The sequence below is a fragment of the Phaeobacter gallaeciensis DSM 26640 genome, from assembly GCF_000511385.1.
GTDB lineage: Bacteria > Pseudomonadota > Alphaproteobacteria > Rhodobacterales > Rhodobacteraceae > Phaeobacter > Phaeobacter gallaeciensis.
Genome location: NC_023137.1, coordinates 3,018,457 through 3,039,222, shown reverse-complemented (window position 1 = coordinate 3,039,222; position 20,766 = coordinate 3,018,457). Strand labels below are relative to the sequence as shown.

Sequence of the window (20,766 nt, the reverse complement as noted above, 5' to 3'; positions counted from 1 at the left end):
CCGTTGCGAAGGCAGGGCAGATGACAAAAACGATTGTGGTTATCGGGGCAGGTGTTGTTGGCGTCAGCACGGCGCTGCGCCTGCAGAGCGAACTGGCGCCAACGGGCGGGCAGGTCATCCTGCTGGATCGCAAGGGCGTCGCCGAAGAAACATCTGCAGGCAACGCCGGGGCCTTTGCATTCACTGACCTCGAACCACTGGCCACACCGGGGATCATGAAAAAGGCACCGGCCTGGCTGCTGGACCCGCTTGGCCCGCTGTCGGTCCCGCCTTCTTACGCTCTGCAATTGACACCTTGGCTGATCCGCTTCTGGCGCGCCAGCTGGCGGGACCGGTATCAGAAGGTGGTCAGCGCCCAAGCATCCCTGATGCAGCTGGCGCAGGCGGCGACCGAACGCCAGATCTCCGACACCAAAGGCGAGGCAATGATGCAGCGCGACGGTGCTCTGCAACTCTACGAGTCCGAAGCTGAGTTCGTCGCCAGCCAGCGCGGCTGGCAATTGCGTCGGGATCACGGCATCCGGTTCTCGCTGTTACATAGCCCCGCCGAAATTGCCGAAATTCAGCCGGGGCTCAGCCCCCGGTTCACGCATGCAGGCTTCACCCCTGACTGGATGAATACCTGCGATCCAAAAGCCTGGGTCGAACACCTCTTTCAGATCTTCATGGCGCGGGGTGGCCAACTGCGCCGGGCAGAGGTGCGTGATCTTGAAGCCGGGGGTGAGAAACTGCGTCTTCTGACAGACGGGGAGGACGTCCGGGTTGACACTGTGGTCGTGGCCGCAGGGGCGTGGTCGCATCAACTGACCCGCCGTCTGGGCGACCCGCTGCCGCTGGAGACGGAGCGCGGCTACAACACCACCTTGCCCGCAGGCTGCTTCGATCTGCGCACGCATATCACTTTTTGCCGTCATGGCTTTGTGGTGAGCCGTATCCGTGGCGGTGTTCGGGTCGGAGGCGCGGTTGAACTCGGAGGGTTGAAACGGCCTGCAAACTTCAAACGCGCCGATACGCTGCTGGCGAAGGCCGCGCGGTTCATGCCAGAGCTGGACACCGCAGATGGCACCCGCTGGATGGGGTTTCGTCCATCTCTGCCTGACAGCCTGCCGGTGATTGGCAGCGCCAGGCGTGATGCGCGGGTGGTCTATGCCTTTGGTCATGGGCATGTCGGGCTAACCCAATCGGCCGCCACGGCGGAGCTGGTCGCAGATCTGGCGCTAGGACGCGATCCGGCAATTGATCTGGCACCGTTCGCGCCAGACCGTTTCTGATGTCTTGAGCCGCCTTCACCTCTGATAAGGCTGCAAGACAGGGCAGGGCATCGCCGTCGCGGGCAATGTGCGCAAACCGACCGTGAACGAAATTGAAGGAATTGCATGGCTATCTCTTGGGGCGTTCCGTCGCATTGCGGCAGAATCGGCACTATCAAGGAGGAGACATGCGCGTCATGGCCAAGGCCCCGAAACTTTCGCTCAAGCTGAAACTGCCCCTAATCATGGTGGCCCTGACAGCAACGTTTCTGGTGACAGTCTCATTCCTTGTTTACTCGATGGCGGAAAAGAGCATTCGCGACTTTGTCTACGCCTCGAAGGAGACAACGGCTCGCTCCGGTGAGCAGGCGCTGACGTTCATGATGGAGGCCGCGCGCCGTGATCTGTCGATCAATGCCTCTCAGCCGACGGTGTTCCGCGCCATCAACAACTTTGACCGTGTTTATAAGATGATCGAGGAGGAGCCGACCGGCTTCTTGCGGCGTCACTACATAGAAGAAAACCCCAATGCCGCGAATGAACGTCATTTGCTGAGCGATCCTGGTGACGGGTCATATTACAGCCAGTCGCACGCCACCTACCACCCGACGTTTCTGCAGTCTTTGCAGGTCAACGGCTATGAGGATCTCTATCTTCTGAATGCCTCTGGCCAATTGCTCTATTCGGTCAAGAAGCGCGAGGATTTCATTCAGCAATTCGGCTCCGGGGAGAATGCGGATAGCGGCCTGGGGCAGGTCTTCAATGCCGCGCTCAATGCTGAGGCCGGTCAGGTGGTAACCGCCGATTTTGCCGCCTACGCTCCGGGTGGCGGTGCGGCTGGTGCTTTCATGGGTGTGCCGGTTTTCAACAAGAAAAAAGAAGTCATCGGCGTGATGGCTGTGCAAATCTCTAGTGCGTCAGTTGTGACAGCACTGACATCCAACATGAAGGTCGATGGGCATCAGAACATCTTTCTGGTAGGCCGAGATGGTATTGCGCGCAGCCCCTCCGTCATTGAAGGCCAGTTCGCCACGGGGGATAAATTACCCGAAAGCGCAGAAATCAAATCAGCCACCGCAGGTGAGGCCGGGATGTTTGAAGGCTCCACTTCGGTATCAGGAGAACAGGTGATCACCCTTGTCAGGCCTTTGAATATCAAGGGGTTCGACTGGGCTTTGGTACTACAGACTGACGAGCATGAAGCTTTTGCTGAGGTGACAGAAATCCGGCTTGTTGCAATGCTGATGATCGGTGTTTCAGTTCTGATTGCGATTGCGGTGTCTTTTGTGGCCGCGCGTCATGTCACCCGCCCTATTCTGGCCCTGCGCGAGGCGACCAATGCGCTGGCCGAAGAAGACTATGCGAGTGAAATCAACGGACGTGATCGCGGCGACGAATTGGGAGATCTGGCCCGCAGCCTAGATACTTTCCGTGACAAATTGCTGATCGCCGATGAGGCTGCAGAACGCGAAGAAGAGGCGGCCAAGCAGACCGCCGCAGTGGTAGAAGAAATGAGTGGGGCCCTCGCTGAACTGCAACGAGGCAATTTGGCCTGTGATATCGGGCAGCCTTTTGTTGAGCACTACGAAACTCTGAGGGAGAATTTCAATCGCAGCCTTATCAACCTGCGTGACTCGCTCGCGGAGGTGGTCGATGCCGCCCATAACGTCGATAAGTTCTCGGAAGAGCAGCGCGCCTCTGCGGAGGAAATGGCGCATCGGACGGAATCTCAGGCCGGGACATTGGAGGAGACGGCCTCAGCACTTCAGGATCTGACCAATAGTATTCGCGAGACGGCTGACCGGGCCGGGCAGGTGGATGAAACCATGCGCGGTACCCGCAATGAGGCCGAGCACAGCAATCATATCGTTACCTCGGCGGTGCAGGCGATGGATCAAATTCAAGAGGCCTCTCAACAGATTTCGCAGATCATCAATATGATCGACGATATCGCGTTTCAGACCAACCTGTTGGCCCTGAACGCAGGTGTGGAGGCAGCCCGTGCGGGTGAGGCCGGTGCCGGTTTCGCAGTTGTCGCCTCAGAGGTGCGCGCGCTTGCGATGCGGGCCTCCAAAGCGGCGGGTGAGATCAAGGGACTGACCACGGCCAGCGAGGAGCATGTCGCAAACGGTGTTGCCATGGTTGGTCGCGCAGGTGATGCGCTGAGCGGGATCATCGACAAGGTCACAAATGTCTCCGACCTTATCACCGAAATCGCAGAGGGCGTGCAGAAGCAATCCAAGGGTTTGGAAAATATCAACAATGCCGTCGGGCGCCTGGACAGTACCACCCAGCAGAATGCGGCGATGTCCGAAGAAGCCTCCGCAGCCAGCCAGCTGCTCCAGAACGAGGCGCAGGCGCTTACCGGCGTGGTGTCGCGGTTCCAGCTTGGAAATGGCTCCGGGCATGACAGTGCCGATGACTGGGCAGTAGCTGATGATGCCGGAAACAGGGGCCACTCTTATGGCTGATCTGAGATCGGCACGTCAAAACGGGTAGGTCGGTCAAAATGCTTGATCTGATTATCGTGAGGTAACGTCGACTGCAGTCGCGCCTCCGCCCTATCAGACCGGGTTCTACCCAGTCACACATCTGACAGGCTTACTTACTCAGGGTCATGAACCCGCCCTGCAGTGCCGTTACCGCCGTTTGGCTGGTCTCAGGCACGGCGTTTCGATGGGCCATACGCTCAAGATTGACGATCGTCGACAGCATGATGCGGTCATGGCTCCAATCGCCGGGGCGCTGCATCAGCAGTGCGGTGGCCAGAACTCCAGTCGCCAGCATGGCGGAAACCAGCATCCAGCCGAACAGATGCGTGTCCTGTGGTTGTGCCGCGGTGACCACATCAATCCGTCGCGCCAACGTTGCTCCGCGGCGCACCTCGCGACGATCAACCAAGGCCACCGACGGGCTGCGCTGTACAAAGCGGATAGGATCCTGCGTCGCCAGTGCGCAGGCCCGGATCAAGCATTCACAATAGGCGCGAATATCACGCTGCCCTCGGGTCATCAGTGCCTGATCACAGGCGAATTCTCGCAGCATGCGGACTTCGCGACGCCAGAGGTGATACGCCGGGTTCCAGAACAGAAGCGGCCGCAGTGCCTCCAGCAGGAATTCGCATTCAACGTCTCGCTGGCGGAAATGCTGCAGCTCGTGGGCGACGCTCAACCGCAAATCCGACGGGTTGGTGATCAGCGCGGATGGCAGTACGACGTAGCGAGTGAACAAGCCGCGGGTGGAGAAGGCAACTGTACTCTTGTCGCTGATACGAATCTGAACGCTACCCAGATGTTTCCAGACATAGGCCTGCTGTAGCGATGCCCGCAGTCGCAGTGCCGCCAATGACACCTGTGCCACGGAGACTACGGCCCCGACGATCAGCGCAGTCACTGCAAGCTGAGCCCAGAGGCTGCTCTGTGCCATCAAGGCCCGCACCAGATCCTCGCGCAGGCCAAGAATGCTCTCAAACCGTGTGGCGCTCATGTTGACATTGCCCTGCAGGTATTGCGCGACCAGCATGTCCGACAGGGTCGGCGGCTGCGACACAACATAGGTGGTCAATGCCACCACCAGCACGGGGGACAAGGTCAACAAAAGCGTCATGCCATTCAGCAGCCGCAGCTGTGGCCGAAACGCCGGGCCCAGTCGGCTGCGGGTCAGGATCGCGCGCAACGCCAGCCAAAGCGCGGTGCCCGCAAACAACAGTAAATTCAGGTCAATATAGGCGTTCAGAAAACTCTCAGCGTTCATCGTCCCCCAACCTTTCATTCAGCAAGGCCCGTATCTCCACGAGCATCTCGTCGGTGACATCCTCATCGTCCACCAGGCGGGCTACCAGGGCCGCCGGGGCGCCGTTGAAGAGCTTGCTCGAAAGGTTCTTGAGAGTGGTTTTCTGATAATCCGCTTTGGGTACCGCCGGGCGGTAGACCAAGGATCTGTCAGCTCGTTCGCTGGTCAGAAACCCTTTTTGTTCCATAATTTTCAGCACGGTTGCGACCGACGTATAGGCGCGTTCCTGACGTTTGTTCAGTTCGGCCAGAATATCGCGCACCGTGCCGCCGCCGGTTTCCCAAACAACGGTCATGAACTCGAGTTCAACCTCTGTTAAAAGCGGGTTGTCCTGTTTCTTACGCATCATGTGGTGTCCGGTTCTCTTAGGCTTTGATCATGCTAGGGGATCGCAGGTGCGTTTGAAAACTATTTTTTTAGAAGTTCAGCACCGAGGCCGCAGGTGTCGGGCAAAACGGCATGTAAAAAAGGGGCCCTGCAGACAGGACCCCTCGTGTTTTTGTTTCACACTTTCCAGAAGGTGAAGGCAAACCAGACAACCGACAGGCCCAGCGGCCACCACAGCGGCATTCCCACCAATCCCAGCCAGGCCAGGAAGATATAGGAGGTGCCCAGGAGGCTGATGAACAGCCGGTCACCGCGGGTTGTGACAAGTCCCAGAACGCCTTTGCGGGTGTCACCACCGGGGCTGCGGATTTCCAGAACGATCATCAGGCCAATGGCCGAAAAGATCCCGATAAAGACCAGTGCCGTGGGCCAGGTCCAGGCCATCCAACTCAGCATTATACCCTCCCCATCGCAAAGCCTTTTGCGATGTAGTTACGGACGAAGTAGATCACGATCGCGCCCGGAATGATTGTCAGTGTGCCAGCCGCCGCCAGCAGGCCCAGCTCATAACCCGCGCTTGAGGCGGTTTTGGTCATAGTGGCCGCAATGGGTTTCGCGGCAACAGCGGTCAGGGTCTTGGCCAGTAGCAGCTCCACCCAAGAGAACATGAAGCAGAAGAACGCCGCTACGCCGACACCAGCCTTGATCGACGGGATGAAGATCGTGGCGAAGAAGCGCGGGAAGGAATAGCCATCCACATAAGCGGTTTCATCCAGCTCTTTCGGGATGCCGCCCATGAACCCTTCCAGGATCCAGACCGCCAGCGGAATGTTGAACAGGCAATGCGCCAGTGCCACGGCAAGATGGGTGTCAAACAGCCCCACCGCAGAATAAAGCTGGAAGAACGGCAGCGCGAAAACCGCAGCAGGTGCCATCCGGTTGGTGAGCAGCCAGAAGAACAGCTGCTTGTCTCCCAGAAAACGGTAACGAGAGAATGCATAGGCCGCAGGCAGGGCAACAGCGACAGAGATCACCGTGTTGATCGACACATAGATGATGGAGTTGATGTAGCCCCAGTACCAGCTCGGATCGGTGAAGATCGTGGCGTAGTTTTCCAGCGTGAAGGTCTGCGGAAACAGCGAGAAGCCGGACAGGATTTCATTCGTCGTCTTGAAGCTCATTGCGACCAGCCAATAGATCGGCAGCATGAGGAACAGGATATAAACGATGGGGACGATGGTACGTTTTTGCATCGAAGTATCCTCCTTTAGTTTTGATCGTCTTTGGTCATGACGGTGTAGAACAGCCAGCTGACCAGAAGTGTGATTGCAAAGTAGATGAGGCTCATTGCCGCCGCCGGACCAAGGTCGAACTGTCCAAGCGCGATCTTAACCAGGTCGATGGACAACAGCGTTGTCGAGTTGCCGGGACCACCGCCGGTCAGAACAAACGGCTCGGTGTAGATATTGAAACTGTCCATGAACCGCAGAAGGATCGCGATGGTCAGAACGGTTTTCATCTTTGGCAGCTGGATAAAGCGGAACACGGCCCAGTTGGAGGCGCCATCGATCTTTGCGGCCTGATAATAGGCATCCGGGATCGACACGAGGCCGGCGTAGGACAACAGCACCACAAGAGAGGTCCAGTGCCAGACGTCCATGGTCACGATGGTGATCCAGGCAGCGACAGGATCTTGGGTCATATCATAGTTGATGCCTAGTGTGTGGTTCAGGAAATACCCCAGCAGGCCAATGTCGGGCAGGGTGAAGATGTTCCACATCGCGCCAACCACGTTCCACGGGATCAGCATCGGCAGTGCCATCAGCACCAGGCACACCGGCACCCAGACCCCCTTGCGTGGCATCGACAGCGCAATGGCGATGCCCAGCGGTATTTCGATGATCAGGATCAGGAAGGTGAACATGAACTGGCGGCCAAGCGCCGCATGGAACCGATCGGACCGCAGGATCTGCTGGAACCAGTCCAGCCCCTGCCAGAAAAAGACGTTGTCGCCGAATGTCTCCTGAACGGAGTAGTTGACGACGGTCATCATCGGGATCAGCGCGTTGAAGGCAACGAGCAGAAGGACAGGCAGGACAAAGAACCACGCCTTTTGGTTTTCGGTTTTCATTATGCCTGCTCCTCGGTCTCAGTCTTGGTCTCGGCGGCAGATTGGGCAGCTTCTGTTGCGATCCACCCATCGACGTAAAGCCGGGTCTGGTCCTGACGGAAGGACAAATGGACGGCTGCCCCCTTGGCTGGGCCTGCGCCTTCGACCACAGCGTTGATCCGCTGACCTTCGGCTTCGCATTCCACAACTGTGTGGCGGCCAACATCTGAAACCTTGGTCACGGTTGCGGGCAGGCCGCTGTTGGCGAGGGACACAAACTCAGGCCGGATGCCGACCTCGGTCTTGCCTGCGGCGTCCCCTTTGATCGGGCCTTCCAAGGCAATCGGGTGGGCGCCGATATAGGGCTGGCCCGCGCGCAATTCGCATGGCAGCACGTTCATACCCGGTGAGCCGATGAAATGACCCACAAACGTATGCGCGGGGCGTTCAAACAGCTCAACCGGCGTACCGATCTGCACCACTTCGCCCAGCTGCATGACAACAACCTGATCGGCAAAGGTCAGCGCTTCTGTCTGGTCGTGGGTCACGTAGATCATCGTGGCCTTCACGCGCTGATGCAGTTCTTTCAGCTTTGAGCGCAGTTTCCACTTCAGATGCGGGTCGATCACAGTGAGTGGCTCGTCGAACATCACGACGTTCACATCCTCGCGCACCAGACCGCGACCCATCGAGATCTTCTGCTTGTTATCCGGTGACAGGCCCGCGGCCCGCATCGTCAAGAGATCGGTTACTTCCAACATCTCGGCGATTGCCATGACGCGTTCCTTGACCGTCGCCTCATCGCGCCCGCGGTTGCGCAGGGGAAAGGCCAGGTTGTCGTAAACGGTCATGGTGTCGTAGATCACCGGAAACTGGAACACCTGCGCAATGTTGCGCTGATCCGGTGGCAGTTTGGTGACGTCCTTGCCATCGAACAGGATCTGACCTTCGGATGGCACCAGAAGGCCGGAGATGATGTTCAGCAGGGTGGATTTGCCACAGCCCGAAGGACCAAGCAGCGCATAGGCCCCGCCGTCCGTCCAGTCGAGATCGATTTCCTTCAGAGCGTAGTCGGACGCGCTTGACGGGTTTGGCATATAGCTGTGCCGCAGTTTTGAGAGTGTAATCTTAGCCATTTGCGCCTCACGCCACGCGGGAGCCATCAGGGGCAAAGACATATGCCGCCGATGGATCCATATAGAAGTCATGCTGCTCACCCACCTCATAGGGGTGAACGCCTGCCGAAAGGGAAACCCAGCTGCCGTGGTCCACATCCAGCCCCATGTCGAAATGGGCGCTGCTTTCGGACCCGGACAGCTCCGTCACCTGCACCTGACCAGACAGCTGCACCGTGGTGAGCGGTGTCGCCAGGGGGAGCACGTGGTAGGGCCGGATCGCAATCGTGTAGGGGCCATCCGCCAGATCTGCCGCCGCGCCGGTCAAGGCCCAGCTGACTTCTTGGCCAAGGCGCGCAGTGCTGCCCTGTTTCACGATGGGGGCTGTGTTGATTGGCGGATCCGAGAACACCCGCGCTGCGGCGACGTTTTCAGGATTGCGATAAATATCAGCGGTCGTGCCAAACTGGGTCACGCGCCCATCCTGCATCAGGGCGGTTTTGCCCCCTAGCAGCAGCGCTTCTTCCGGTTCGGAGGTCGCATAAACCACCACGGCGCCACGCCCGGCGAACAGTTCAGGCAGCTGATCGCGCAGTTCCTCGCGCAGTTTGTAGTCCAGGTTGGCCAGCGGCTCATCGAGGAACACTGCACGGCTTTCCTTGGCAATGGCGCGGGCCAATGCAGTGCGCTGCTGCTGACCACCGGACAACTCATGCGGGCGGCGATGCAGCATCGGACGCAGCTGCAGGATATCGGCGGCTTCTTCGACACGACCTGCAATCTCGGACTTCGCCATGCCAGCCACCTTCAGCGGCGAGGCGATGTTCTCGTAGACGGTCATATGGGGGTAGTTGATGAAGAACTGATGCACCAGGCTGATGTTGCGTTTCTGGGTGCTGAGCGCGGTCACGTCCTGGCCATCCATCACCACCTGTCCGCTGGCAATCGGGTCGAGGCCGGCCATCATCTTGATGAGAGAGGTCTTGCCAGACCCGGTGGCGCCCAAAAGGACGTTGAAGTGACCCGGTTCCAGCACAAGGGAGGTTTCCTTGATATGCAGCTGGGCGCCGACGCGTTTGGTCACATTTATGAGTTCGAGTGCCATCTTGCTTTGACTTTCCGGCGGACGGCCTGTTGCGCGCGGCATGCGCGATCATTTTTTAGGGGAAAAGGGTGCCCCGAAGCGGGCAAGCCAGGCTCCGGGACGAAAGTAGGGAGCGCGGCGGATAGATCCGCACGCTCCCCACGGGAGGAGGGGTTACTCAGACGCCCAGCGGGCCACCAGCTCGTCGTAGTTGACGGTCTGGCCCTGAGGCTTCTCGTTCTCCAGCTTCGGCTTGGCGCCACCGTTGGCATACCACCAGTCGGCGTCTTTCTCTTCGTTCAGACGCGGGCCACAGCCACCGTAGACATTTGCCTGCTCGTCTGCACGCTGCATACGGGCCATGGTGATGTCCATTTCTTCGGCCAGACGGTCCATGGCTTCCTGTGGGGTGAAGGCACCGGAATTGACGTCACCAATCTGCTGCCACCAGATCTGGGCCAGCTTCGGATAGTCAGGCACGTTCACGCCGGTCGGGGACCATGCAACGCGGTCGGGCGAACGGTAAAATTCGACCAGACCACCCAGCTTGGGTGCGCGCTCGGTGAAGCTCTCGTGGTTCACAGAAGAGTCACGAATGAAGGTCAGACCAACGTGGGACTTTTTCACGTCGACGGTCTTGGACACAACAAACTGAGCATAGAGCCAGGCCGCCTTGGCGCGATCCACCGGGGTGGATTTCAGGAAGGTCCAGGACCCAACGTCCTGATAGCCAACCTTCTGGCCTTCTTCCCAGTAGGGGCCATGCGGGCTGGGCGCCATCCGCCACAGCGGGTTGCCTTCACCGTCAACGGTGTTGTTGCCTTCGGATTGCGGCTTCACCATGTCAGCGGTGAACGCAGTGTACCAGAAGATCTGCTGAGCAACGTTGCCCTGTGCGAGAGCAGGCAGCGACTGGTAGAAGTCATAGGACGCCGCACCCGGAGGGGCGAATTTGCGCAGCCATTCATCCCACTTGCGGATCGCATAGACCGCAGCTGGGCCGTTGGCAGCACCGCCACGGGTTACGCTTGCACCGGCAGGGTTACAGGAATCGGCTTCCATACGGATGCCCCATTCGTCGATCGGCACACCGTTCGGCTCACCTTTCGAACCAGCACCAGCCATCGACAGCCAGGCATCGGTCATACGCCAGCCAAGGTCAGGCGCGCGCTTACCATAGTCCATGTGACCATAGATTGCGGTACCGTCGATTTCCTTCACGTCGTTGGAGAAAAACTCGGCGATGTCTTCATATGCGGACCAGTTAACCGGAACGCCCAGATCGTAGCCGTATTTTTCCTTGAACGCGGCCTGCAGGTCTTCGCGGTCAAACCAGTCCTTACGGAACCAGTAGAGGTTTGCGAACTGCTGGTCGGGCAGCTGGTACAGATCGCCATCGGGACCGGTAGTGAACTGTGTGCCCATGAAGTCACCCAGATCGAGTTCCGGGTTGGTGACGTCAAAGAAATCACCCTCCATCATGTCGGTCAGGTTGTAGGCCAGTTGCAGACGCGAGTGGGTGCCGATCAGGTCGGAGTCGTTGACATAAGCGTCATAGAGGTTCCGTTTGGTCTGCATCTGGGTCTGCACGGCCTGAACCACTTCGCCCTCGCCGAGGATTTGATGGTTCACCTTAATGCCGGTGATTTCCTCAAACGCCTTGGTCAGAACTTCGGACTCATAGCTATGCGTCGGAATGCCTTCGGACAGGACGTTGATTTCCATACCCGAGAACGGTTCGGACGCTTTGATGAACCACTGCATTTCCGACAGCTGTTCGTCCTTGGTCAGAACCGAGGGCTGGAATTCTTCGTCGATCCATTTCTTGGCAGCGGCCTCATCGGCATAGGCTGCCTGTCCCGCGACCACGGCAATAACCGCGGCTGCGGACAAAAGATACTTACGCATCTTTCTCCTCCCTAGTGATTTATTGTGGCCAGAGATGCCTCGTTGCACTCGGCTGACAAACAGGTTCCACACCGGGGTCTGCCTTGTCAAACTAATTTTTTAGTTTGACGTAACGATATGATTTTAAACTACAATGAATTCACCTTAAGGGAGAGTTTCTTGATCGTCTCGCAGTGGATCCCTGTGCTGCATCGCGGCAAATGCCGCAGGAATCCCCTTGTGCGGGATCCGAACCAAATTGCAGGCGGATGCTGAAGACAGGGGAGGGCAGGGCAGCGACTACACTTTGGCGTCGCTGACAATGGTTTTTACCGCTAAGGAGAGGTCATGGACACAAGCGATACATTTGAAATCTTCCTGACCGCCCCGCCGGGGATGGAGCAGACCCTGCAGCGCGAAGCGGTGGAGGCCGGGTTTGCAGGTGCAAAAACCGTGCCTGGCGGCGTCACATTTGAGGGCGCTTGGCCGGATGTCTGGCGTGCCAATCTGCACCTGCGCGGCGCGGCGCGGGTTTTGGCGCGGATTGGGTCGTTCCGGGCCTTCCACCTTGCCCAACTGGACAAACGGGCGCGTAAATTTCCTTGGTCTGATGTGCTCCGCCCCGATGTTCCGGTGCGGGTTGAAACCACCACCAACAAGAAGTCGAAGATCTACCACGCTGGCGCTGCCACCCAGCGGATCGAACGGGCGATAGCTGAGGAGCTTGGCGCGCCGATCAGCGCCGATGCCCCAATCACGCTGAAGCTGCGGATTGAGGACAATCTCTGTACCTTCAGCGTCGATACCTCGGGCGAGGGCCTTCATAAACGCGGTCACAAGACAGCAGTCGGCAAGGCCCCGATGCGTGAAAACCTCGCCGCCCTGTTTCTGCGTGACTGCGGCTATGATGGTGACGAACCGGTGGTGGATCCGATGTGCGGCTCCGGTACCTTTGTGATTGAGGCCGCGGAGATCGCGCTTGGCCTGCTGCCGGGACGCAGCCGCAGCTTCGCCTTTGAGCAGATGGCCAGCTTTGACCCCGAAAGCTGGGCGGCATTGCGGGCGCAGGAAACACCACGCGCAACCCGCGCCCGCTGCTATGGCTCAGACCGCAACGCCGGCGCCGTGGAGATGGCCGCCGCCAACGCAGAGCGCGCAGGCGTTGCGGAACTGGTCCAAATTGCTCAGCAGGCCGTCAGCGATCTGACGCCTCCAGATCTCGGCCCGAATGATCCGCCGGGACTGGTGATCGTGAACCCACCCTATGGCGCACGTATTGGCAACAAGAAGCTGCTCTACGCGCTCTATGCCGCCTTGGGGGAGACGCTGATGGCCCGTTTCAGTGGCTGGCGGGTTGGAATTGTCACCAGCGAAACTTCTTTGGCTAAGGCCACTCAGTTGCCGTTCAAACCCTTCGGCCCGCCAGTGGCCCACGGCGGGTTGAAGATCCGCCTGTTCCAGACGGGTCCACTGCCTTAGGATTAACGCCGCAGTGAGGGCGTCGCGTCAGCTAGTCATGGCGCGCCAGGTGCTGACAAGGCCCGCCAGAGCCATTCGGTCGGCATCTGTCCGCGTCACCGGCACCCCCTGGTGGTCAAGTGCCGTCTGATAGAGCGTGTCGAGCGGTGCGGGCGCAATCAATGCAATATTCTGCCCCAGCCAATAGGGGCGCGCTGCCGACAGCTCCGCGCCAAGAAGCAGCCCCCACAAACGGGCGGCATGGGTATTGCCGTGCGCCTCCTGTGTGGCTTGCAGCTCTGCCAACCGCGCCGCCAGCGCCTCCGGCTTTGATTGAATGCTGTTCATAGCTGCGGTCAACTCAGCGCGTTGTGCGCCATCATAGGCGGGCGTGTCGACGAGGTTGAGGCTCGCAGCCAGCCCCTGCCAGAGCTGCGGCGTCATGAAACTCTGAAAACTGACAACCTCATTCGCACTGATCAGCGCCCAATGGGTTGTCGCTCCGGCGACGCAGATCACGCCGTCCCAATCCGGATTGAGGCTGAGGAACCCGGCAATGCGATTACAGGCTCCGCGCATCACTGCGGGTGGGGTGGTCTGCGACAGCCCGCCCAGCAACCTCAGCGGATGACCCCCCAGCGTCGCATCGCCCATGGGCCGCTCGGCTACCTTTGCCGGCACAGTGATGGTCCCGGTATCGCCTCCGCGCAGACTGTCGTCGCTGAGCAGGATCGGCGTATCAGCAGGGCAATCGCCCAGCTTGCTGATCACGGCAGTGACATCGGCCATCAACTCGCCGCTTGATCCGGCGGAGACCTGTTGTCGCGCCTCCCCCTCGTGCATCAGCCAGGCCGTGATCCGCCCGTCTGCATGGTCCGCTGCGATCCAGTTGGCAGACTTGGTGGCGGAGTGTCCGGCGGGGGATGCGGAGGATGGGTCGGCAGATGCGGCGCACATGGTCTCGTCCTTTGGGTCTGATCGCCAGATGGGGTGCCCGCGGTATTTCGGGAACACGGCGGTACCAGATGGCGGGGTTGGCACTCCCCCTCTCCTTGCCAACTTTAGGGCCGATGATCAACGCCGGTCCCGATACGCCAAAATAGGTTAACAAAACCTATGGTATGGGGAGTGTGATTAACAACTCCTTTGAGGTGTGTTCTTGTTTGACTCGAATTTATCCCTGAGTCTTTGCTGATTCCTTATACTTTTGGGTAGGCTGCGCGGATAGTTCCTATCCTTTTGAGGAATTGTTTCTCAGCTGGTGCCCTGATTTACTCAAATTTGAGCAAATAGCGCCCTCTCTCGGTTTTTACTGAGATTTGTCTAAAATTGCTTTATTAAGAACTTGCCGCAACTGCGGCTTGGACGGCGACCTAAAAGGGCCGCTTGATTGGGACGAAGGTTCCAGCCGCATGGGGGTGTGGCTGGAGGAAAACCATCGATCTTATTGGACTTGGGACCCGAGGCGCTGCCGTGTCGGGATACTCAGATTAGTGCGAGTGCACCCGCCGTTCGCGGGGGCAAAGACGCTGTTGTTTCAGCGCAGAGGTAAAGGGCCGCGGGGGCGGCTCCAGATTGGGGTTGGAGATGAAGGATTTCGTGCAAGAGGGGGCTGCACGCCCGTCCGGTGTTGTGACCGGCCGGGCAAACTGGTCCCGTTGGCCGTCACTCGGCAACGGTAGTCTGGTTGCTCTCATGGGTGACGCTCCCTTCATCGGGACGGGTGTTGCCAATATGAACGCAGAGCTTTCGGCGCCGCCAGCTTCATCACGGCTGAGCACAACCGGTTCTCTGAAGATGTCGCAGGCTGTTGCTGGTGCGGTCGGTGGAGGGAGGAGCGTTGTATCACAGAGTGGCTATGCCATCTTTGGAAAGCGCTGCCTTGACATTGCCTTGGTGCTTTTGACGTTGCCGATCAGCCTGCCTCTGATCCTGATGGCGGCACTTGCGCTGTGGCTCGAGGGGGGCAATCCGTTTTACACCCAAGACCGTCTTGGCCAGCGCGGTCGGATCTTCTCTATTCTGAAACTGCGCACCATGGTTCGCAACGCAGAACAGCTGCTGGAGCGCCATTTGGCCAGCGATCCCGCGATGCGGCGTGAATGGGATGAAACGCAGAAACTGAAAGAAGATCCGCGCATTACCCCTGTTGGTCGCTTTCTGCGCACAACCTCGCTGGATGAGTTGCCGCAGCTTTGGAACGTGTTGATCGGCGAGATGAGCCTTGTTGGCCCGCGCCCAATGATGCCGGATCAGCTGCCGCTCTATGGCGATGCCACCGCCTATTTTGATCTTAAGCCCGGAATTACTGGATTGTGGCAGGTTTCTGTTCGCAACGAGAGTGGTTTCACTGTACGTGCCCGTGCCGATGCAGACTATCACGCTGATCTTTGCCTGCGCACGGATGTCGATCTCATCTGTCGCACTGTGGGCGTCGTCCTGCGGGGTACCGGATATTAACCGTCCTAGGCTATCTGTGATGGCCGGGCTATAGGCGGCCTCTGCCGAACGTGGTAGAACTGCAAGGGGGTTTCATGAAAGATGTGATGACCGGACCGGAGATCCCTGGCAGCTGTGCACAGAAACTGGAATGGGACGACCCCTTCGCGATGACGCAACAAGGCTTCAAGAGATTTCGCCGCCGCAAGGGGCGCGACACCTCGGCGCCAGAGCATGATTCGGCTCTGTCCGAGCAGGCCGACTCTGTATCACCGACATCGCGCAGCAGCGAAACAAGCGCCCGTGATATGGCGGCTTCATCCGCTAAAGCAACCGCGCGCCTGTCGCAGGACGGGGAGCGTAATCGCTTTGCCCGCCGCCCAAAAACTGGCAGGAGCCAACCGATTGAGGGGCTTGCGAATACGGACCCCCAGCCACAGAGCCTGCCGGCGCCCCTGCCTGAAGTCTGGGAGCGGCTCCACCGGGTGCCACTGGACATTCGCGGGCATCAGGTCGCGCGCTCTCCGCTGGTCAATTTCTTCCGCAACTCACCGACGGCAAATGCCTTTGATCTGCTGCGCACGCGGTTGCTGCACAGTCTCAAAGTTCAGGGCTGGAAACGCGTCGCCATTGCGGCGCCGACAGCGGGCTGCGGTGCGACGTTTTCCGCCGTCAATCTTGCTCTCAGCATGGCACGGGTTCCCGGAACCCGTACTGTGTTGATGGATCTGAATTTTCGTCGGCCCGGTGTTGCGGCAGCGCTCAAACTGCCGCCATCGGGAGACATGCCCGGATTTTTGGCCGGGGAGCTGACGCTGCCTGAACACCTGATCCGGCCGGCCGCCTCGCTTGCGGTCGGGCTGACGGCGGCGCCGGATCGCAACGCCGCTGAAATCCTGCATGACGGGCGTTGTGCCAGTGTGATTGATGACATGGTGCTGAGCACCGGCGCCGATGTTGCATTGTTCGATTTGCCGCCGGTCCTTGAACATGATGATGCCGCGGCCTTCCTGCCGCAGGTGGACGGGGTTCTGCTGATCGCCGACGGCACCCGCACCACCGCCAAACACCTTGCGGCCTGCGAAAAACTGATCGACGGCCAGACCCAGCTGCTTGGCGTCAGCCTGAACCGGGCCCGCGGTGCTGGCCTGCTGCAATATGGCCAGTAGATACCGCCACGAGCCCCGTTGCCGCCCTGTAACCTGACATCCACCCAACCGTAACCAACGACGAGCTGATACATGGGACCGATCCGCACTCTGGATGATATATTGGACATGCTGCGTCGGCGTGCGTCGGTGATCTTCTGGGTCATCCTCCTTGGCGTTATGGTGTCCCTTTGGGTGGCGGCCAAGCAGCAGCATTTCTACGAAAGCTCGGCGGTCCTGCAGATTACCCGCCCAAAGATCGCTGATGACTTGGCCAAATCCACCGTCGATGGGTCGTCGGCACGTCGCTTGCAGTTGATCGAACAGCGCCTGATGGCCCGCGGGTCGGTTCTCGATATTATTGAGAAATTTGGCCTCTATCAGGACCTGCCGGGTCTGGTCCCGTCGGAGAAGGTGGCCCTGTTGCGTGAATCTGTATCGCTCACCGGGGTGGCCGCCGCGCGGGAGGGGTTCGCTGATGATGGCACGATATCGGTGCTGACCATCTCCGCGCTGATGCCGACGCCGGAGCAGGCACAGGCGGTTGCCAGCGAATTTGCCACCCGCACGATCGAACTCAGCCAAAGCTCCCGGATTGAGCAGGCCCGCGAAACCCTGACCTTCTTCGTGGATAAGGAAACCGCCCTCATTGGCGAGGTGGCTGAGTTGGAGAATGAAATCACCGCTTATCGCAATGCCAATAATGTCGCCCTACCTGGCGGGATTGAGATGCGGCGGGAAGAGATTTCGACCCTGAACACCGGCCTGCTGGAGATCGAGCGTGAGCAGATCGAATTGCGCAGACAGGCGGATCAGACGACCTCGAACCATCGTCAGGCGACCGCACAACGGATGCTCGAAGTTTTTGAAGAGAAGCTGGCCACGCTTGATGCACAGCGGGAGTTGCTGTTGAATCGTCGCAGCGCTCTGGAGCGTTCTTTGGAAACCACCCCGGAGGTGGAGCGCCAGCTGGGTGTTTATGAGCGCCGGATGGGGCAGTTGCAGACTGAACTGGAACTGATTTCGCAGCGTCGAACCGAGGCAGAGGTTGGCTTCCGTCTGGAGGCATCGCGCCAGTCAGAGCGTCTGACAGTGATCGAATCTGCACCGCTGCCGGATTATCCAGCCACCGGCGGGCGTAAGAAAAAGGCCTTGATGGGAGGGGTTGCCAGCATCGGATTGGCGTTGGGCATCGCGTTCCTGCTGGAACTGCGGCACCCGGTGCTGCGCAGCGTAGCACAGATGGAGCGGGAAACCGGTCTGACACCCGTTGTCGCAATACCCTATCTCGACACCTCTTCTAAGCGGCGCGGCTTTTTTGCGCGGCTGCGCATGGCTTTTGGGGGGCGGCGACGGTCCGGGACCGAGCCAAGCAGGTGAACTCAGCCACGCACCGTCGACAGCAAGCAGGCGTCACCCGACCGCGTTGATCATCTCCGCCAGCCGTCCCCAGTGCCACCAGATCGCCGACAGCCCAACAGCCGCTGCCAGACCGGTGAACAACAGATCATGCAGCGGGTCCCAGACATGATGCTTGGTTGCCAGCCAGATCATCACCGGATAGGCCAGCACCATCGCCAGTGCGAGTGCGGCGATCCCGCCCGTTAGACCAAACAGGATCACCCCGGCCAGAAACAGCCCGGTCTGCGCCAGCGCCCGCGCAGCGGTAAAGACAAAGAACGACCGGCTGTCCCCAGCAGCCAGCGCGGCCTGATCATAGGTCATGGTGATAACCGCAGGCACCATCGCCAGCGCAATCAGCACCACCATCGGGCCGGCATAGCTATAGCGCGCATCGTAAAGCAGATCGACAAGCCAGGGGCCAAGCCAAGCCGTAGCCAGCAGGATAGTCAGGATCATCGCGCTAAGCCCGGCCCGCAGCTGTCGCTGTTTGCGACGGTACTCAGGCGCCGCATGCGCAGGCTTGTCGCGATAGACCGGGATCATCAGCCGCTGGTTTACCGCATGGCCCAGTGCCATCGGGAAACTCGCCAGGAAAAACCCGATATTATAAATACCTAAGACATCCAGCGGGACAAATTTGCCCAGAATGGCCCGATCTCCCTGAGAGGTTAGAAACCAGAAGGCGGTGGACAGAAAGATCCATTTGCCAAAATGCAGCAACTCCTTCAGCGCCTTGGCCTCCCAACGGAACTGGCTGCGCCGTCCCGGCAATCCCAGATGCACGGCGAGCAGAAATGCTGCTGCCTGCAGAACACTGCCCAGAACCAGCGCCAGAACCGACTGCGTCCACCAGGCCAGCAGCACCATGGCGCCAATGCCAATGGCTTGGCTGAGCAGCTCGAGCGCGGTCAGCCGCCCGACCAGAAGGTGTCGATGCGCAGTCTCAACCCGGATCGGATCAAAGCCATTGATCACCAGCGCAATTCCGGCGATTGGGAGATACCAAAGCAGTTCGGGTGCGTCGTAGAATTGTGACACCGGCCAGGCCAAAAGCAACGTCAGCCCCCAGAGGGCGAAGCCGCGCACAACCTGAACGCTCCAGGCGGTGTCGAGGAAATCCGGATCGTCACCGCGTTTGCTCTGGGCGATGGACGGCCCGATCCCCATGTCCGAGAACAGCGCCAGCCCGGTGATCACCACGCTGACCAGCGCCATCAGGCCGAACGCCTCTGGAAACAGCAGGCGCGTCATCACCAGATTGGCCGCCAGCCGCAGAGCCTGACTGCCGCCATAGCCCATCATCAGCCACGAGGCCGAGCGCAGCACGCGCGCTGCGAGGCTTTCACCTTGGAAGAGCGACAGGACTTGCTGCATCAATATCCTCGAAGTTTTACGATACACTTGCGACACTGATCCTCAAAGGCGTCAATTCCACGGCACCTTCGCGGCAATGCTGGGCAAGCGCGGCAACTGACGATACCCTGCGATAACTCTTGCATAAAATAGGCCGTCGTCCCCGTGAAAATAGCGTATATTCTGAATACCTATCCGCAGCCGTCGCATAGTTTTATCCGGCGTGAGGTGCAGGCGCTGGAGCGTCAGGGGCACGAAATCCACCGGATCGCGATGCGCCGGTCCGGCGCGCCTTTGGTCGATCCCGGTGATCAGGCCGAGCAGGACCGCACCACCTATGTGCTTGAGGCCGGAGCGCTAAAATTGGCCGCAGCCCTGCTGCGCTCCATCATCCGGGCGCCCGGTTCGGTGATATCTGCATTGCGTATGGCCTGGCGCTTGGGTGCTGCCTCGCAGGTTGGTCGATCGCGTCACCTGATTTATCTCGCAGAGGCGGCCTATGTCGCGGAATATGCCGCCCAGCATCAAATCGCCCACCTACATGCGCATTTCGGCACCAACGCAACAGCAGTAGCAATGCTGGCAGAGGTTCTGGGTGCGCCGGGTTACAGTTTCACCACCCACGGCCCGGAGGAGTTCGACGCGCCCCAACCGCTGTCTCTGGGGGAGAAAGTCGACCGTGCCAGATTTGCTGTCGCCATCAGCAGTTTTGGCCGTAGTCAGTTGAGCCGCTGGGCGGCCTTTGGCAGCTGGGGACGACTGAAAGTGGTCCATTGCGGGATTGAACCTGCGCGCTTTGCCGATCCAACGCCTGTGCCTGAGGGGGCACTCCGCCTTGCGGCGATTGGTCGGTTTGTGGAACAGAAGGGCCAGATGGTGCTGATTGAGGCGATGGCACAGCTGGTCGCGGATTACCCCGACCTGCATCTGGCATTGATCGGTGATGGCGACATGCGCCCCGATCTTGAGGTGGCCATCAACCGTCATGGGCTGGGCAATCACGTGACGCTGACCGGCTGGCTGTCTGAGGCCGAGGTGAGGGGAGAGCTGGCGCGCGCGCAGGCGCTGGTGATGCCGTCTTTCGCCGAAGGCCTGCCGATGGTGGTGATGGAAGCCATGGCCGCCGCACGCCCGGTGATTGCAACCTATATTGCTGGCACCCCTGAACTCGTTCTGCCAGGGGAAACCGGCTGGCTGGTGCCCGCGGGGGATCCGGGCGTTCTGGGGCAGGCCATCCGTGACCTTGCCGCCACGCCCCATGCTGAGCGAGTTGCCATGGGGCAGGCCGGACGTGCCCGTGTGCTGCAGCGTCACGACAGTGACATCGAGGCGGCGAAACTGGCGCAGCATTTCCAAGCCGCCCTACCACGGGAACCGGGCTAGGCCCTCGGATTGAGAT

The 20,766-nt window shown here is 59.6% G+C and carries 17 protein-coding genes; 7 read left to right on the top strand and 10 right to left on the bottom strand.

Going from position 1 to position 20,766, the window contains the following annotated elements; genetic code table 11:
• The first annotated feature begins 20 nt into the window (after window positions 1–20).
• Together GAL_RS14635 and GAL_RS14630 are read left to right on the top strand one after the other, a co-directional pair.
• Entirely contained in the window at window positions 21–1,271 is a 1,251-nt protein-coding gene (locus GAL_RS14635; RefSeq protein WP_024098344.1) for an NAD(P)/FAD-dependent oxidoreductase, read from the top strand.
• A 167-nt stretch (window positions 1,272–1,438) separates the two neighbouring features.
• Window positions 1,439–3,721 carry a methyl-accepting chemotaxis protein gene (locus GAL_RS14630; RefSeq protein ID WP_024098343.1) on the top strand — a complete coding sequence of 761 codons (2,283 nt, stop codon included), beginning with the start codon at window positions 1,439–1,441 and terminating at the stop codon, window positions 3,719–3,721.
• A gap of 130 nt (window positions 3,722–3,851) precedes the next feature.
• Here GAL_RS14630 and GAL_RS14625 read toward each other — a convergent pair whose 3' ends face one another.
• The 8 genes from GAL_RS14625 to GAL_RS14590 all read right to left on the bottom strand — a co-directional run bounded on the left by GAL_RS14625 (window position 3,852) and on the right by GAL_RS14590 (window position 11,586).
• Window positions 3,852–5,003 carry a M56 family metallopeptidase gene (locus tag GAL_RS14625; RefSeq protein ID WP_024098342.1) on the bottom strand — a complete coding sequence of 384 codons (1,152 nt, stop codon included), beginning with the start codon at window positions 5,001–5,003 and terminating at the stop codon, window positions 3,852–3,854.
• The gene (locus tag GAL_RS14620) at window positions 4,993–5,388 is read right to left on the bottom strand and encodes a BlaI/MecI/CopY family transcriptional regulator (protein WP_014873615.1); all 396 of its coding nucleotides are present in this window, start codon (window positions 5,386–5,388) and stop codon (window positions 4,993–4,995) included. Before GAL_RS14620 ends, GAL_RS14625 begins: the two co-directional genes overlap by 11 nt.
• Before the next feature lie 158 nt (window positions 5,389–5,546).
• Window positions 5,547–5,825 (bottom strand): DUF2160 domain-containing protein, encoded by a 279-nt coding sequence (locus GAL_RS14615; protein ID WP_024098340.1) that lies wholly within the window; start codon window positions 5,823–5,825, stop codon window positions 5,547–5,549.
• Window positions 5,825–6,622, bottom strand: a complete 798-nt coding sequence (locus GAL_RS14610; protein ID WP_008561997.1) for a carbohydrate ABC transporter permease — start codon at window positions 6,620–6,622, stop codon at window positions 5,825–5,827. The genes GAL_RS14615 and GAL_RS14610 overlap by 1 nt, the downstream gene beginning before the upstream one ends.
• A 14-nt stretch (window positions 6,623–6,636) precedes the next feature.
• The gene (locus tag GAL_RS14605; RefSeq protein WP_024098339.1) at window positions 6,637–7,500 is read right to left on the bottom strand and encodes a carbohydrate ABC transporter permease; all 864 of its coding nucleotides are present in this window, start codon (window positions 7,498–7,500) and stop codon (window positions 6,637–6,639) included.
• The gene (locus tag GAL_RS14600; RefSeq protein WP_024098338.1) at window positions 7,500–8,615 is read right to left on the bottom strand and encodes an ABC transporter ATP-binding protein; all 1,116 of its coding nucleotides are present in this window, start codon (window positions 8,613–8,615) and stop codon (window positions 7,500–7,502) included. Before GAL_RS14600 ends, GAL_RS14605 begins: the two co-directional genes overlap by 1 nt.
• A gap of 7 nt (window positions 8,616–8,622) precedes the next feature.
• Window positions 8,623–9,699 (bottom strand): ABC transporter ATP-binding protein, encoded by a 1,077-nt coding sequence (locus GAL_RS14595; protein ID WP_024098337.1) that lies wholly within the window; start codon window positions 9,697–9,699, stop codon window positions 8,623–8,625.
• Between the two features lie 153 nt (window positions 9,700–9,852).
• Window positions 9,853–11,586: an ABC transporter substrate-binding protein gene (locus tag GAL_RS14590; RefSeq protein ID WP_024098336.1), complete on the bottom strand. Its 1,734-nt coding sequence runs from the start codon at window positions 11,584–11,586 to the stop codon at window positions 9,853–9,855.
• Window positions 11,587–11,913: 327 nt separating this feature from the next.
• Between GAL_RS14590 and GAL_RS14585 the strand changes: the two genes are divergently transcribed.
• Window positions 11,914–13,044 (top strand): THUMP domain-containing class I SAM-dependent RNA methyltransferase, encoded by a 1,131-nt coding sequence (locus GAL_RS14585; protein WP_024098335.1) that lies wholly within the window; start codon window positions 11,914–11,916, stop codon window positions 13,042–13,044.
• Between the two features lie 27 nt (window positions 13,045–13,071).
• Here GAL_RS14585 and GAL_RS14580 read toward each other — a convergent pair whose 3' ends face one another.
• Window positions 13,072–13,980 (bottom strand): 2-dehydro-3-deoxygalactonokinase, encoded by a 909-nt coding sequence (locus tag GAL_RS14580; protein ID WP_024098334.1) that lies wholly within the window; start codon window positions 13,978–13,980, stop codon window positions 13,072–13,074.
• Window positions 13,981–14,757: 777 nt separating this feature from the next.
• Here GAL_RS14580 and GAL_RS14575 point away from each other — a divergent pair.
• The 3 genes from GAL_RS14575 to GAL_RS14565 all read left to right on the top strand — a co-directional run bounded on the left by GAL_RS14575 (window position 14,758) and on the right by GAL_RS14565 (window position 17,990).
• Window positions 14,758–15,483 (top strand): sugar transferase, encoded by a 726-nt coding sequence (locus GAL_RS14575; protein WP_040104182.1) that lies wholly within the window; start codon window positions 14,758–14,760, stop codon window positions 15,481–15,483.
• Window positions 15,484–15,557: 74 nt separating this feature from the next.
• Window positions 15,558–16,631 (top strand): CpsD/CapB family tyrosine-protein kinase, encoded by a 1,074-nt coding sequence (locus GAL_RS14570; RefSeq protein WP_024098332.1) that lies wholly within the window; start codon window positions 15,558–15,560, stop codon window positions 16,629–16,631.
• 72 nt (window positions 16,632–16,703) lie between these two features.
• Window positions 16,704–17,990, top strand: a complete 1,287-nt coding sequence (locus GAL_RS14565; protein WP_024098331.1) for a GumC family protein — start codon at window positions 16,704–16,706, stop codon at window positions 17,988–17,990.
• A 33-nt stretch (window positions 17,991–18,023) separates the two neighbouring features.
• Here GAL_RS14565 and GAL_RS14560 read toward each other — a convergent pair whose 3' ends face one another.
• Window positions 18,024–19,388: an oligosaccharide flippase family protein gene (locus GAL_RS14560; RefSeq protein WP_024098330.1), complete on the bottom strand. Its 1,365-nt coding sequence runs from the start codon at window positions 19,386–19,388 to the stop codon at window positions 18,024–18,026.
• A 144-nt stretch (window positions 19,389–19,532) separates the two neighbouring features.
• Here GAL_RS14560 and GAL_RS14555 point away from each other — a divergent pair, with 144 nt between their 5' ends.
• Window positions 19,533–20,750: a glycosyltransferase family 4 protein gene (locus tag GAL_RS14555; RefSeq protein WP_024098329.1), complete on the top strand. Its 1,218-nt coding sequence runs from the start codon at window positions 19,533–19,535 to the stop codon at window positions 20,748–20,750.
• Window positions 20,751–20,766 lie beyond the last annotated feature (16 nt).